Annotated in this window: 13 protein-coding genes; 10 read left to right on the forward strand and 3 right to left on the reverse strand. The window is 44.0% G+C overall.

The genetic code is table 11. From position 1 onward, the window contains the following. Nucleotides 1-48: 48 nt before the first annotated feature. Complete coding sequence (gene mptE, locus ACMFNG_RS07295; protein WP_011012066.1) at nt 49-744, forward strand: 6-hydroxymethyl-7,8-dihydropterin pyrophosphokinase; 696 nt, start codon at nt 49-51, stop codon at nt 742-744. On the opposite strand, the gene ndk is transcribed toward mptE, so the two are convergent. From ndk to ACMFNG_RS07310, 3 genes are read right to left on the reverse strand one after another with little or no spacing between them, the layout of a single operon-like run. Continuing rightward, the gene (gene ndk, locus ACMFNG_RS07300) at nt 734-1,219 is read right to left on the reverse strand and encodes a nucleoside-diphosphate kinase (RefSeq protein ID WP_011012067.1); all 486 of its coding nucleotides are present in this window, start codon (nt 1,217-1,219) and stop codon (nt 734-736) included. The genes mptE and ndk overlap by 11 nt on opposite strands. After that, nucleotides 1,206-1,460 (reverse strand): hypothetical protein, encoded by a 255-nt coding sequence (locus ACMFNG_RS07305; protein WP_011012068.1) that lies wholly within the window; start codon nt 1,458-1,460, stop codon nt 1,206-1,208. The genes ndk and ACMFNG_RS07305 overlap by 14 nt, the downstream gene beginning before the upstream one ends. Beyond that, nucleotides 1,435-3,378 carry a helicase C-terminal domain-containing protein gene (locus ACMFNG_RS07310; RefSeq protein ID WP_014835281.1) on the reverse strand — a complete coding sequence of 648 codons (1,944 nt, stop codon included), beginning with the start codon at nt 3,376-3,378 and terminating at the stop codon, nt 1,435-1,437. Before ACMFNG_RS07310 ends, ACMFNG_RS07305 begins: the two co-directional genes overlap by 26 nt. Nucleotides 3,379-3,717: 339 nt before the next feature. Here ACMFNG_RS07310 and ACMFNG_RS07315 point away from each other — a divergent pair, with 339 nt between their 5' ends. The 9 genes from ACMFNG_RS07315 (at nt 3,718) to ilvD (ending at nt 14,685) form a co-directional block, all read left to right on the forward strand. Further along, nucleotides 3,718-4,104 (forward strand): hypothetical protein, encoded by a 387-nt coding sequence (locus ACMFNG_RS07315; protein WP_011012070.1) that lies wholly within the window; start codon nt 3,718-3,720, stop codon nt 4,102-4,104. A 308-nt stretch (nt 4,105-4,412) separates the two neighbouring features. Continuing rightward, nucleotides 4,413-6,107, forward strand: coding sequence for a biosynthetic-type acetolactate synthase large subunit (ilvB, locus tag ACMFNG_RS07320; RefSeq protein WP_011012071.1), 1,695 nt, complete (start codon nt 4,413-4,415; stop codon nt 6,105-6,107). A 1-nt stretch (nt 6,108) separates the two neighbouring features. After that, nucleotides 6,109-7,107, forward strand: coding sequence for a ketol-acid reductoisomerase (gene ilvC, locus ACMFNG_RS07325; protein ID WP_011012072.1), 999 nt, complete (start codon nt 6,109-6,111; stop codon nt 7,105-7,107). A gap of 34 nt (nt 7,108-7,141) precedes the next feature. After that, on the forward strand, nt 7,142-8,641 hold the full coding sequence (locus ACMFNG_RS07330) for a 2-isopropylmalate synthase (RefSeq protein WP_011012073.1): 1,500 nt from the start codon (nt 7,142-7,144) through the stop codon (nt 8,639-8,641). A 4-nt stretch (nt 8,642-8,645) separates the two neighbouring features. Beyond that, entirely contained in the window at nt 8,646-9,920 is a 1,275-nt protein-coding gene (gene leuC, locus ACMFNG_RS07335; protein WP_011012074.1) for a 3-isopropylmalate dehydratase large subunit, read from the forward strand. Then, on the forward strand, nt 9,917-10,411 hold the full coding sequence (gene leuD, locus ACMFNG_RS07340; RefSeq protein ID WP_011012075.1) for a 3-isopropylmalate dehydratase small subunit: 495 nt from the start codon (nt 9,917-9,919) through the stop codon (nt 10,409-10,411). The genes leuC and leuD overlap by 4 nt, the downstream gene beginning before the upstream one ends. After that, a complete protein-coding gene (locus ACMFNG_RS07345) occupies nt 10,408-11,475 on the forward strand; it encodes a 3-isopropylmalate dehydrogenase (protein ID WP_011012076.1) in 1,068 nt (355 codons plus the stop codon). Before leuD ends, ACMFNG_RS07345 begins: the two co-directional genes overlap by 4 nt. After that, nucleotides 11,456-13,033 carry a citramalate synthase gene (cimA, locus tag ACMFNG_RS07350; RefSeq protein WP_011012077.1) on the forward strand — a complete coding sequence of 526 codons (1,578 nt, stop codon included), beginning with the start codon at nt 11,456-11,458 and terminating at the stop codon, nt 13,031-13,033. The genes ACMFNG_RS07345 and cimA overlap by 20 nt, the downstream gene beginning before the upstream one ends. Further along, nucleotides 13,030-14,685, forward strand: a complete 1,656-nt coding sequence (gene ilvD, locus ACMFNG_RS07355) for a dihydroxy-acid dehydratase (protein ID WP_011012078.1) — start codon at nt 13,030-13,032, stop codon at nt 14,683-14,685. The genes cimA and ilvD overlap by 4 nt, the downstream gene beginning before the upstream one ends. The last annotated feature ends 88 nt before the right edge of the window (nt 14,686-14,773 follow it).

The following is a 14,773-nucleotide window of genomic DNA, read 5'->3' on the forward strand; positions in this document are numbered from 1 at the left end:
TCATCGGCCCAAACATTTTTCTTTATTGAAGGTTTTAACAGTTATCGTATGAAGTGGGAGGAGTGGAAGCCATTCTATGAAAGGATAGTCAAAGAGATGGGATACTCCATTGAAGAAGACAGAAGAGCGGCTGAGCTATTGAGGGACATACTTATGGAAAACGATAATTACATAATTAAAGAAGAACTTAATTCCATAATTATGCAAAAAGTGTATGTGTTTGGAGCTGGGCCCAACTTAGAGGAAGCTTTAAAGAAGGGAGATTTTAAGGACGGCACCAAGATAGCTGCCGACGGCGCTACCTCCGCACTTCTTGAGTACGGAATAACTCCAGATGTTGTAGTTACAGACTTGGATGGGAGAATAAGAGATCTCCTAGAAGCTTCAAGAAAAGCTGTGATGGTTGTTCATGCTCACGGGGACAATATGGATAAGCTACCGTTAGTTGTGGAATTTCCCCTCGTCCTGGGAACTTGCCAAACTGAACCTTTAGACATAGTCTACAACTTCGGGGGGTTTACTGACGGAGATAGGGCAGCGTTTCTTGCTGAGGAGATGGGGGCGAAGGAGATAGTACTAGTTGGCTTTGATTTCTCTGGGATTGTGGGGAAGTGGAGCAAGCCGTGGTTAAGGGATCACACCCCCGCATGGGAGAGCAAAATGAAAAAACTTAAATTTGCGAGGGAGCTCCTTGAGTGGTTAAAGAATAATGGAAGGGCAAAAATAATAGAGTTCAGCATTTAGCCTGCTTCTTTTCCCTGTAAAACCAATCTGCAGCTTTGCAGTATTCATAAATTTCTTCAGGTTTAAAGTACAGGCTTATTTCCCTCTCCGCACTTTCCTTTGAATCACTGGCATGAATCACGTTGTAGATTGCATCTCCTATGTCAAGTCCATAATCTCCCCTAATTGTCCCAGGTGCTGCGTCCTTTGGATCAGTAGCTCCAGCCATCTTTCTAACTACTTCTACTGCATACCTTCCCTCAACCACCATAACAACTACTGGAGCTTTCGTTATGTAATCTATGAGAGCCTCAAAGAAGGGCTTTCCTTTGTGCTCCTCATAGTGCTTCTCAGCCAACTCCCTGTCTATCCAGATCATCTTCATTCCAACAATCTTGAGGCCTTTCTTCTCAAACCTGCTTATAATTTCACCTATTAGACCCCTAACTACTGCGTCGGGCTTTATGATTACCAATGTTCTTTCAACTTCGTTCATCCAAAGCACCCCCATTATTTTCCCTCAAAGGTTTAAGTAAATTCCTCCCTTTCCATGCCAAGAATGCCAGGCCTACGAAAATTCCTGCAAGGACAAAGGGAATTTTTGAAGGTAAGGGCGATCCTCTGTGCCACTTGTAGAGAAGATAGTTTTGGTAGAGGAAAGCGTAGGTAAACCATGAGATAAAAGCTGTTTCCAATGCCAATATTATCCCATCATTCCATTTTTTGTCCCATTTCATTTAACCTGTCCCTCCAAAATCTCCTAAGTTTTATTCTCATAGTGGGGAGGGTTACAGGAATCATTGTCTCAACCATCCAGTCAGGAAGATCTTTCTTAACACTTTTCCATAAAACTCTATAGTCTAAAATGACTATGCTTCCCTTCTCCTCTTCAGACCTATGAACTCTCCCCGCAGCTTGGGTGAGCTTTCTGTGGGCTGGCAAAACGTACCCATAATACCTCCCCTTCCCTGGGAATTTCTTCTCAAAGTATCTAATTTGGGCCTGGACTCTAGGTGTGGGCCTTGCATAGGGTATCCCAACTAAGACAACACCGTTCATTTCATCTCCGGAGTAGTCTTGCCCTTCACTGTTCCTTCCCCCCATAACGCCAAATAATACTGCTCCCTTCCCTTTGGATTCTTCTTTGAATGCTCTTATCATTTCGTCATTCTCTCTTGACGGTGCATCTCTCTTCTCTATAAAGACCTTTTTCCCTATCTCTTCTTCAATTTTTATGTGGACATTGGTGCTTAGAATTCCTTCAAGAACTTCATAGGAAGCTGTGAAAACTCCAACATTTTTTGGGGTATTTCTTACTGCCTCAAATATGTATTCCGAAATTCTTCTATAAAGGGATGGGCTTCTCTCTATCCCCCTTGTAGACACGTCTCTCGCCACAAGAACTATTGCATTTTCTCTCTTTATCATCCTGGGAAACTTCTTTAACTCTGCTTTAACTCCTATTATATCTCTAAATGCCTCCAAAGGGCTAAGAGTTCCGGACATGAATATTGCAGAGTGAACCTCTTCAAGGAATTCGAGGGCTACTGAGGGATCTAATGCTACTAACTCCAACGCAAGTCCTCTCTCTTTTGTAAAGAGGTGAAGGTAATCTTCCCTCTCTCGAAGGGCAAGCCAATTCCACAGAAACTCTCCCACCCTTCCAACATAGCTTCTAGGGGGGAGGTTTCTCTCTATTCTATCCTCCCTAATTGCATCTCCAACTTCAATCATATCTTCCAACATCATGCCGATTTCCCTTCCACTCCATCCCAAAACGGAAGCTACGTGAAGAAACACTTCTTCTGGCCTTATCGGGACTTCTTCACTTTCATAATTTTCCAGCTTTTCTTTGTATAGAATCTCCAATCCCCTTAGGAGTATTGAGAGGAAATTCTCAATGTCCTTTTCTCCGTACTCTTCGGCCTCCTTAATGGCCCTCTCTATGCTCCTTATGCTTAGCCTATCACTAAGTGCAGAAATTGCTTGGTCAGGTAAGTTGTGAGCCTCGTCAAATATAACTATCAAATCTGAGTAATCCACACCTAAGTTTTCTAAGAAAGCCTGCCTTATTGGAGGGCTTATCATATACAGGTAGCTCGCTACAATAACATTAGCTTTCTCTCCAATTTTCTTCGTAATTTCGTAGGGGCAGAGCTCAAGTAATTCGCTGTATTCGAGAACCTCATGGGGAAAAGGAGGAGAGTTCAGGAAAAATCTCACTATCTCCTCCACTCTGTCTCTTTTCTCTTTTATATTTTCAAAGAATGGGCACTTTCCCAATTTTCTTAGGGTTTTACAGACTATCATACTAGTGTAGGCATCTTGGACAAATGTTTGGATGTAGGAGTGAAGACATAAGTCCCTTCTACTCCTGAATTCAATTCCGCTAACTTCATTCCTTTCCCTAATTTTTTTGAGCTCCTCTATTACTCTATCCATCTGCTTATGAGTTCTAGCCAGGTACACAACTTTATAGCCTAAAGAGATTGCATAGGGAAGGACTCCAGCTAAAACGCTTATAGTTTTTCCAAATCCAGTGGGAGCTTCAACAATAAGGTTTTCCCCTCTTTTTACAGCTTCTTTCACAATTTCTATAAATTCTCGCTGATTTGGCCTTAACCTCTCGTAGGGAAAGTACTGTAGCTCCTCCATTTTTCTCGTAATTCTAGTCTCCTCGCTACCTAAAAACCTACCGTCTATATATTCTATATACCTGAATGTATAAGTTAGGGCACAGATGTGTGCATATGAACCTAAACGAACATAAACGAAAAGTTTTTATATGGGCAAGTATCTTCAATATTTCCGATGATGTATATGAACAAAACAAAGATAAGGAAGAATTTAATGACTATGAAATATTACACTGTTAAGTTACTTGTCATACTGATTATTATTCTTCTTCTATGAAGTGACAAGTTGGTATTGCGCGCACCCCTAATCTTTTGGGGTGGTTTTGTCTCTACGACAAAAATGCTGGAGGTGGGTGGTATGGAGTTCGAAGCCATGAAGAAGGTGGTTGTAGAGGCGATGGAGAACGGAGCCCAATGGGTAGCAGTGACAGTGAAGACTAGAGAGTCCCCCCAGGAGATGGTAGATAAGTTTGAAAGATTCCTAAAGGCCAGCGGTTGGAATGTGAAATTCAAAGCCAATTGGTGGTCTCCAGCAAGATATGGTGTGGCAGTTGTAGAGGCAGATAAGGATGGAAAGAGTAAGACAGTGATGATAAAGTGGGTCAATTCAAGGGAAGATAAAGTAGTAAGAGTGGAAGGTAAAAAGGAGAGTGAAGGGAAGAGGGAGTTTTACACAATAGTTGATCTAGTAAGTGATGACTTCCTATATGACAACATATTGAGAAATATGATGAATAGGTACTGAAAAGTTTGACATCTTGCTATAAATTTCCCCTTCTTTTGTTTCGAAATATTTTCTGTTAGAACTTTTTTAGTTCGGAGGTTTTTATCTAATATGTCAAAAATTCAACAAAATTTTAGAAAACTTTTTATATATGTAACGAACCCTTAGGTGATGATGAAGGTCATAGTAACACTCCAACTATCCAAGTACTTCCTACTTCTTGATGCCCTTATTCTAGCTATTATTGGGCTTATTATTCTTCTCTGAAGGGAAAGGGGCAACTTCTGGCCCCTTCTAAGCTTGTATAAAAATTTTGGGGGTGCAACTCCATGGAAATGTCCGGTGCAAAAGCCCTCGTCCGGGCCCTCGAAAAAGAAGGCGTGCAACACACGTTTGGGATAATTGGTGGAAGTATAATGCCAGTGTTTGATGAACTACTAGATAGCAACATAAGACACATAACCACTAGACACGAGCAGGGAGCAGCCCATGCTGCAGATGGATACGCAAGAGTAAGTGGAAGGCCTGGGGTGGCAATAACTACCTCAGGCCCAGGGGCCACAAATCTAGTTACTGGAATAGCTACGGCATATATGGACTCATCACCTATAGTAGCATTGACAGGGCAGGTTCCAACATACATGGTAGGAAAGATGGCGTTTCAAGAAACGGATATCATAAACATAACTAAGCCAATAACAAAGTGGAATTACCAGGTGAAAAGACCGAGGGAGATCCCCGAAGCTGTAAAAATGGCATTCACAATCGCCACACTAGGAAGACCTGGCCCTACACTAATTGACCTTCCTAAGGATGCTCAAACAGATGTTGAAGATGTAGATTTTGACGTTGATATTTCCCAAAAGGTAACGCCCTGGAGACCACCTAAGCTTGATGCTTGCCCTGAAGAGGTAAAGAAAGCTGTTGACATGATTCTCTCAGCTGAGAGACCTGTGATCATTGTTGGTGGAGGAGTTGTTTGGTCAGGAGCAACTGATGAAGTTTTGGCTATAGCTGAGTACTTGCTAATCCCAATAATGGCCACCTTCATGGGGAAAGGAGCCGTCCCAGAAAATCATCCACTCTACGTGGGAAATCTTGGAATGCACGGAAAAATTGCTGCAAACAAACTCCTTCCTCAGACTGATTTGATAATAGCTGTAGGAATGAGGTGGAGCGATAGGACAGTTAGCGAATTTGAGAACTTTGCTCCAGAGGCTAAGATAATACACATTGACATTGACCCGAAGGAAGTTGGGAAGAACGTAAAAGTGGACCTAGGGATTATAGGGGATGCCAAGAGAGTACTCAGGGCTATCTACAACGAAATTGTTAGAAGGGCAAAGAAAAGAGAGAGCTGGCCATGGTTAGAGAAAGTTAGGGAATTCAAAGAGAAATATAAAGAAGAGCTAGTCCCAATTGATGGGGACTATCTCAGACCCCCTGAGATTTTGAAGGAGTTGAGGAAGCTCCTCCCTCCAGATGCCATAGTTGCAACTGAAGTTGGACAAAATCAAATGTGGGTAGCGTTGTTCTTCCCAATACTAAAGCCTAGGACTTTCTTGACTTCGGGTGGATTGGGGACAATGGGCTTTGGCTTCCCAGCGGCCATAGGGGCAAAGGTAGCAAAGCCAGAGAAGGTAGTTGTGGATATTGCGGGTGATGGGAGCTTTATGATGTCCGAAAGAGAATTGGCCACAGCAGTCAACGAAAATCTTCCAGTAATAGTGATAATTCTCAACAACTCCTCCCTGGGAATGGTCGCCCAATGGCAGAGAATGTTCTACAATAGAAGATACATAGCTACTTATTTCAAAAAGAATCCTGATTTTGTCAAGCTGGCTGAGGCTTATGGAGCCAATGGATACAAGGCTGAGACTATGGATGAGTTGCTCAAAGCGGTGAAGGAAGGAATGAACTCTGATGTTCCCACGGTTATAGACGTCCCAATCCATCCGGAGGATGATGTTCTCCCAATGGTTCCTCCTGGGCAACACATCTCAAACGTTGTGACAAGGTATTGAGGTGGTTAGAGTGGTAAAGGTTTGGTATGACAACGAGGTAAGTATGGATATACTCAAGGACAAGACCGTGGCTGTTATAGGGTATGGAAGCCAGGGTGAAGCACAGGCAAAGAACATGAGGGATTCCGGAGTCCACGTTATACTTGGCCTAAGGCCAGAAGGGAACTCCTGGAAGAGGGCTCAGAAGGATGGGTTTGAGGTCTATACTATAGAGGAGGCAACTAAGAGGGCTGATATAGTCCACATACTCATTCCAGACCTTGTTCAGCCGAAGGTCTACAAGGAGAAGATAGCGCCTTACCTAAGAGAAGGACAGGCTCTTGGGTTCTCCCATGGCTTCAACATCCACTATAAGCAGATTGTTCCTCCAGAGTACGTTGATGTGATAATGGTTGCTCCAAAAAGCCCAGGGAGGAGAGTTAGAGAGGTTTTCCTTGAGGGCTTTGGCGTTCCAGCCCTTATAGCAGTTTATCAAGACTACACTGGGCATGCAAAGGAACTTGCCTTGGCCATGGCTAAGGCAATAGGGGCAACAAGAGCTGGGGTAATTGAGACGACATTCAAGGACGAAACTGAGAGTGATCTAATAGGAGAGCAGCTTGTCTTAGTTGGGGGCCTTATAGAATTAATCAAGAAGGGCTTTGAAGTTTTAGTTGAGCTGGGGTATCCTCCAGAGCTAGCCTACTTTGAAGCATGTAATGAGGCAAAGCTGATAATGGACTTGATCTATGAAAGAGGATTTACAGGAATGCTAAAGGCAGTGTCAGATACGGCAAAGTACGGGGGGCTAACCGTAGGGCCTAAGGTCATTGACGAGCACGTTAAGGAAAACATGAGGAAATATGCCGAAAGAGTGAGGAGTGGAGAATTTGCGAAAGAGTGGATATCAAAGGCAGATAAGGCTGATGAAGTTCTCAAAGAGCTAATGAAAGAGATCGAGGAGCACGAGATCGAAAAAGTTGGAAGGTTCATTAGGAGAATGTCAGGCCTTGAAAAGTGATTTCTCCCCTTTCCACTTTTTTGGAGGGAAAGTGATGGCGAGGAAGATAAAGATTTTCGACACTACACTAAGGGATGGAGAGCAGACCCCAGGAGTTAGCTTAACAGTAGAAGAAAAGATAGAGATAGCAAAGCAACTGGCAAGGCTTAATGTAGATGTCATTGAGGCAGGATTCCCAATATCTTCTCCTGGGGAATTTGAGGCTGTAAAGAGAATAGCTAGGGAGGTTAGAGGCCCAACAATTGCGGCTTTAGCTAGGGCCGTAAAGAAGGATATAGATGCCGCAGGAGAAGCCCTAAAGGATGCAGAAAGCAAGAGAATACATACATTCATAGCAACCTCACTAATTCACATGAAGTATAAGCTGAGGAAAACTCCAGAAGAAGTTAAAAAGATGGCCGTAGAGGCCGTGGAGTATGCCACTAAGTACACGGATGACATTGAATTTTCTGCAGAAGATGCCACGAGAAGTGACTGGAACTTTTTGGTTGAGGTCTACGAGGCAGTCATAGATGCGGGAGCAACAACAATTAACGTTCCCGATACCGTTGGTTATACAACTCCTGAAGAATTTTATGAGTTGATTAGGTATCTCAAGCGCAACATAACTAATCTAAATGGCGTAACGATAAGCGTTCACTGTCACAACGATCTAGGCTTAGCGGTTGCAAACTCCCTCTCAGCAGTGAGGGCTGGAGCTGATCAGGTTGAAGTCACCGTTAATGGAATTGGAGAGAGAGCTGGAAATGCTGCATTAGAAGAAGTTGTCGTGGCATTAGACGTGAGGAAAGACTTCTACAATGTTGAGACGGGCATAAATCTAGGGGAGATAGCCAGGACAAGCAAGCTAGTGGCGAGGCTAACTGGAATTGAAGTTCCACCAAATAAAGCAGTGGTAGGAGCAAATGCCTTTGCCCATGAATCTGGAATTCATCAGGATGGGGTTCTAAAGGAAAGAACGACTTATGAGATAATAGACCCCAGGAAGCTGGGGTTCTCGGGAAGTAAAATAGTTTTAGGTAAACACTCTGGAAGGCACGCATTTAGGAAAAAGCTCGAGGAGATGGGATATAGACTTAGTGAAGAGGAGATAAATAGGTTGTTTGCAAAATTCAAGGAGATAGCCGACAGGAAGAAGGGCTTAACTGAGCTCGATATTGAAGCAATAGTCCAGGAAGAGCTAGGGAAAGGGAAAGGCAAGTATAGCGTTGAGGTTCTCCACGTAATTTCTGGGAAGATTTCCACAGCCACGGTGAGGGTTCAAGGGGATGGTATTGATAAAATTGAGAGTGCTTGGTCGAGCAATGGCCCCATAGATGCACTCTTTGCTGCTATAAATAGAGCCCTTGGAATTGATTGCAAATTAAAGGAGTACAGAGTTTCTTCTGTTACCTCTGGAAGAGATGCCTTGGGAGAAGTTTTAGTTAGAGTTGAATATAACGGAGAGATTTACGTTGGAAGAGGTTTGAGCACCGACATTATTGAGGCAAGTGCTCAGGCGTATCTTTCTGCTCTAAATAGAATTAGGAGGTGAAATTATGGGCGGAATGACAATAGCTGAAAAAATTTTGGCAACTCATGCCGGAAAGGAAGAGGTAAAACCTGGAGAGATAGTTTTGGCAAAAGTGGACTTCATGTTTGGGAATGATGTAACAACCCCCTTAGCCATAAAAACGTTTAGAAAGATTGGAGTGGAGAAGGTTTTTGACCCAGAAAGAATAGCAATAGTTTTAGATCACTTCACTCCAAATAAAGATATCAAAGCTGCGGAGCAATGTAAATTCTCACGAGAATTTGCCAGAGAACAGGGAATCAAGTGGTTCTTTGAGGGAGGAAACGTTGGTGTCGAGCATTGTTTACTCCCTGAGTTAGGATTAGTTCTCCCAGGAGAGCTAATTATTGGAGCAGATTCCCACACTTGCACTTATGGAGCCCTGGGTGCCTTTGCAACTGGAGTTGGTAGTACTGACTTAGCAGTTGCAATGGCAACAGGAGAGGCGTGGTTCAGGGTTCCCGAAACGATAAAATTCGTTTATGAAGGAGACCTTCAACCCTGGGTAACTAGTAAGGATCTCATACTTTACACAATCGGAGACATAGGGGTTAATGGAGCCCTCTACAAAGTCATGGAATTTTCGGGAGAAGTTATAGAGAAGCTTTCCGTGGAACAGAGGATGACGATGACTAATATGGCCATAGAGGCCGGAGCAAAGACTGGGATAATAGAGCCGGATAAGAAGACTATAGAGTACGTAAAGGGGAGGGCCAAGAGAGAGTACAAGATCTACAAGAGCGATGAAGATGCAAAGTACTACAAGGTTATTGAGTATGACGTTAGTAAAATTGAACCTCAAGTTGCCTTTCCACACTTACCCGAAAACACGGTTCCCATCAGCAAGGCCGCAAAGATGAACATAAAGATAGACCAAGTTGTCATTGGCTCATGTACGAATGGTAGGTTGGAAGACCTTAGAATGGCCGCTGAAGTTTTAGAAGGCCAGAAAGTGGCCCCCTGGGTAAGGCTTATCATTCTTCCATGTTCACCGACTGTGTATTTCAAGGCAATGAAGGAGGGCCTCTTGGAGATTTTCCTGGAGGCAGGAGCTGTTATAGGGCCTCCAACTTGTGGACCGTGCCTAGGAGGTCACATGGGTATTCTGGCGAGTGGTGAGAGAGCTGTATCTACAACAAACAGGAACTTTGTTGGAAGAATGGGTCACCCAAAGAGCGAAGTTTACTTGGCAAGTCCCTATGTAGCTGCAGCTTCGGCTATTCTTGGTAGAATTGCCTCTCCAGAGGAGGTGGTAAAATGAAGGCTAGAGGGAGGGCCTGGAAGTATGGGGACAATATAGACACCGACGTTATAATTCCAGCAAGGTACTTGAACACATCAGATCCAAAAGAGCTGGCCCAGCATGTTCTTGAAGACCTAGACCCTGAGTTTAGGTACAAGATGAAGCCTGGAGATATAATAGTGGCTGGAGAAAACTTCGGATGTGGGAGCTCAAGAGAACATGCTCCATTGGCAATTAAAGCGGCGGGAGTGTCTGCAGTTATAGCGAAGTCTTTCGCTAGGATATTCTATAGGAATGCAATAAACATTGGGCTACCAATTTTGGAGGCTCCTGAGGCTGTTGAAAGGATAGAGACTGGAGATGAGATCGAAATAGACTTCTCAACTGGAGAAATCAGAAATCTGACAAAGGGGGAAGTATATCACGCCAACCCATTTCCCGAATTTATAATGGAAATCATCAAGGCTGGAGGGCTTGTTGAATGGGCTAAGAGGAGGTTGGCAAAATGATAAAGATAGCTGTGATCCCAGGTGATGGGATAGGAAAGGAGGTAGTGGCTGAGGGGCTAAAGGTTCTTCGCAAAATAGAGGAGCTGAGCAACGTTAAGTTCGACTTTCAAGAGTATCCATTCGGAGCAGAACATTACTTGAAAACTGGAGAAACCCTTCCAGACTGGGCTCTTGAGGAGTTTAGACACTTTGATGCAATTTACTTTGGAGCAATTGGGGATCCAAGGGTAAAGCCGGGAATTCTAGAACACGGAATTCTACTTAAGCTCAGATTTTCCCTAGACCTTTACGTAAACTTAAGACCTGTAAAGTTATACCACCCAAAACTAACTCCGCTAAAGGGAAAGGAAAAGATTGACATGGTGTTCATAAGGGAAAACACTGAGGGCCTATATGCAGGAGCGGGTGGTTTTCTTAGGAAGGGGACCCCTCATGAGGTCGCTATTCAAGAAATGATAAATACTAGGTTTGGAGTCGAGAGAACCATTAGGTTTGCCTTTGAATATGCAAAGACTAAGGGGAGAAAAAAGGTAACTCTAGTAGATAAGGCCAACGTTCTTACCTATGCTCACGATCTCTGGCAGAGAGTGTTTAAGGAAGTTGCTTCGGAATACCAGGAAATAGAGACTGACCACTACTATGTTGATGCTATGGCAATGAAAATGATCCGTTCTCCAGAGATCTTCGAAGTAGTTGTAACTCCAAACATGTTTGGAGACATTCTCACTGACTTGGGAGCAGAGATTGTGGGAGGATTAGGATTAGCAGCTTCTGGAAATATCAATCCAAGGGGAGTTTCCATGTTTGAGCCAGTCCACGGTTCTGCCCCAGACATTGCAGGAAAGGGCATTGCAAATCCACTAGCTGCGATTTTAACAGCAGCTCTAATGCTTGAGCACCTGGGATTGGACAGGGAAGCCTCACTTGTGGAAAAGGCCGTTGCGAAGACAATAGAAGAAAACAAAGTAACACCAGACTTGGGAGGAGAGTTGAAGACTAGCGAAGTTGGTAATGAAGTTGTGAAAAATTTAGAGGTGTTATGGGATGAGGGAGAGGAGAGTTGAGCTATATGATACAACACTTAGAGATGGCTCCCAAATGGAGGGGATAAGCTTTTCCCTTGAGGATAAGCTAAAGATAACTGAAAAGCTCGATGAATTTGGAATTCACTACATAGAAGGAGGATGGCCGGGTTCCAATCCAAAGGACATTGAATACTTTAGAGCTGTGAAAGATTTGCCCTTAGAAAATGCGGAAATAGCGGCTTTTGGAAGTACAAGGAGGCCTAGGGTGAGGGCAGAGGAGGATGCAAACTTAAATGCCTTGGTTGACTCTGAGGCCCCAATAGCCACAATCTTTGGCAAGAGCTGGGACCTCCACGTAACTAGAGCTCTAAAGACAACTCTTGAGAACAACCTCCAGATGATTGCGGAGTCAATAGAATACTTAAGAGAGCACGGAATGAGGGTTTTCTACGATGCAGAGCACTTCTTCGATGGTTATAGAGCAAATCCTGAATATGCAATAACCACCATAAAGGTAGCGGAAGAAGCTGGGGCCGAGAGAATAGTCTTGGCTGACACAAACGGAGGATCTCTTCCCTCCTTTGTTAAAAGCGTAGTGGAGAAAGTAAAGGAAGAAATAAAGACTCCCCTAGGAATTCACGCCCACAATGATTCTGAGTTGGCAGTGGCAAATTCCTTAATGGCATTTGAGGCCGGAGTAATCCAAATCCAGGGTACTATAAACGGATATGGAGAGAGATGCGGAAATGCTAACTTAATCTCGATAATCCCAGCTTTGGAGTTAAAGTATGGAGTTGAAGTCGTTGGGAGGGAGAGGCTTAAAAAGTTGAAGGAGTTGGCCCACTTTGTTGCGGAACTAGCTAACATGGAAATTCCCAGGAACCAACCATACGTTGGTGACAGTGCCTTTGCCCACAAAGGAGGAGTTCACGTTTCGGCAGTTCTCAAGGATCCAAGAACGTACGAGCATATTCCCCCAGAGGCAGTTGGGAACAGAAGAAAGGTTGTAGTATCCGAGCTCTCTGGAAGGAGCAATCTGATATACAAGGCTAAAGAGCTTGGCATAGATATCAACGAAAATGATCCAAAGCTTCAAGAGGTTGTTAAGAAGATAAAAGAGCTTGAATTCCTGGGCTATCACTTTGAAGCCGCTGAAGCTTCACTGGAGCTTCTAATAAAGAAGGTGAAGGGAGAGTATACCCCAACTTTTGAGCTGGAGAGGGCAATGGTCGTTAGTGAGATTCTCCCAGATCACTCTCCAATATCAGAGGCAACCGTTGTCGTTAAAGTAGGTGATAAAAAGGTTCACACGGCGGCAGAGGGAAATGGGCCGGTAAATGCCCTGGATTTGGCCCTTAGAAAAGCCCTCTCAGAGTTCTATCCAGAGCTCAAAAAGATTAGTTTGGTGGACTACAAGGTTAGGGTTCTTGGAAGTGAAAAGGGAACAGCTGCAAAGGTTAGAGTCCTCATCCAAACCAGCGATGGAAGGAGGACATGGGGCACTGTGGGAGTGTCAACAAACATCATCGAGGCGAGCTTAAACGCAATAATTGACAGTATGGAGTACTGGCTCATGAAGGGGAGGGAGAACAAATGAGAAGTGATGTAATCAAGAAGGGAATTGAAAGAGCTCCCCATCGTTCTCTATTTAAGGCCATGGGCTTCACAGATGAGGAACTAGAAAGACCATTAATTGGAGTTGCCAATTCATTTAACGAGCTGATCCCTGGGCATATCCATCTAAGAAAGATTGCTGAGGCGGTAAAAGCTGGAATAAGGATGGCAGGTGGCACTCCTCTAGAGTTTAACACAATAGGAATATGCGATGGAATAGCAATGAACCACCTGGGAATGAAATATTCACTACCCTCAAGAGAGCTAATAGCGGACAGCGTCGAACTAGTTGCTAGAGTCTACCACTTTGATGGCATAGTGGTCATAGCATCTTGTGACAAAATAATTCCAGGAATGCTAATGGCCATAGCAAGGTTGAACATTCCAGCCATATTCGTCTCCGGTGGTCCAATGCTTCCCGGCAGATTTAAGGGAGAATATGTGGATGTAAAAACTGTCTTCGAGGCAGTGGGTGCTGTAAAGGCTGGAAAAATGAGTTATGAGGAGCTAAAGCTTCTAGAGAACTTTGCATGCCCAGGGTGTGGAAGCTGTGCCGGAATGTTTACAGCCAATACCATGAATGCCCTCACAGAGGCTTTGGGAATTTCTCTGCCCTGGAACGGAACAGCTCCTGCTCCCTATGCCCACAGGATAAGGATAGCTAAGGAAACTGGAATGCAGATAGTTAAGTTAGTGGAGAAAGATGTCAAAGCTAGAGACATCCTTACTAGGGAAGCCTTCGAAGATGCAATAGCTGTGGATATGGCCCTGGGAGGATCAACAAACACGGTCCTCCACCTAATGGCCATTGCAAATGAAGCTAAGGTTGATTTATCTTTGGAAGACTTTGACAGGATTAGCGAGAAGACCCCAACGTTGGCAAAGCTGAGTCCCGCAGGAAAGCACTTTGTAGTTGATCTTTACGAGGCAGGAGGAATACTCGGAGTTATGAAGAGGTTGAGTGAACTGGGGCTTATTCACGAAGACAGGTTAACAGTATCGTTAAAAACAGTGGGAGAATTGTTGAAGAGCGCTTTTGTCTCAAGAGATGATGTAATAAGGCCGGTGACAAATCCCTATCATCCAAGGGGAGGAATAATGATTCTTAGAGGAACTTTAGCTCCCAACGGTGCTGTGATAAAGGTTTCCGCCGTGGAAGGAGTTGAAGTGTTTGAAGGGCCAGCAAAGGTCTTTGATAGCGAAGAGGAAGCAACAGCAGCAATTCTATCCGGAAAGATTGAGAGGGGAGATGTTGTTGTTATAAGATACGAAGGGCCCAAAGGAGGTCCAGGAATGAGAGAAATGCTGACTCCAACTTCTGCAATAGCGGGAATGGGGCTTGACAAGGATGTTGCATTGGTGACGGATGGGAGATTTTCCGGAGCAACAAGGGGACTTTCAGTTGGTCATGTCTCTCCTGAAGCTGCTGAAGGAGGGCCAATAGCACTAGTAAAGGATGGAGACATTATCAGAATTGATTTGAAAAATAAGAGGATTGATTTACTTGTCGATGAGGAGGAGCTAAGAAAAAGAAGAGAAGAGTGGAAGCCAAAGGTCAAAGAGCTTACAGGATATCTTAAGAGATACTCAACTCTTGTCACCTCTGCCAACACTGGTGCTATCTTGAGACATTAACTTCTCTCTTCTTTCTGTTTTATATCGAAAGAGTTAAGACTCTGTTGGATAGAATGAAAATGGTGGGATAATGCACTATGAAGAAGTC

The organism is Pyrococcus woesei (assembly GCF_050496105.1).
GTDB lineage: Archaea > Methanobacteriota_B > Thermococci > Thermococcales > Thermococcaceae > Pyrococcus > Pyrococcus furiosus.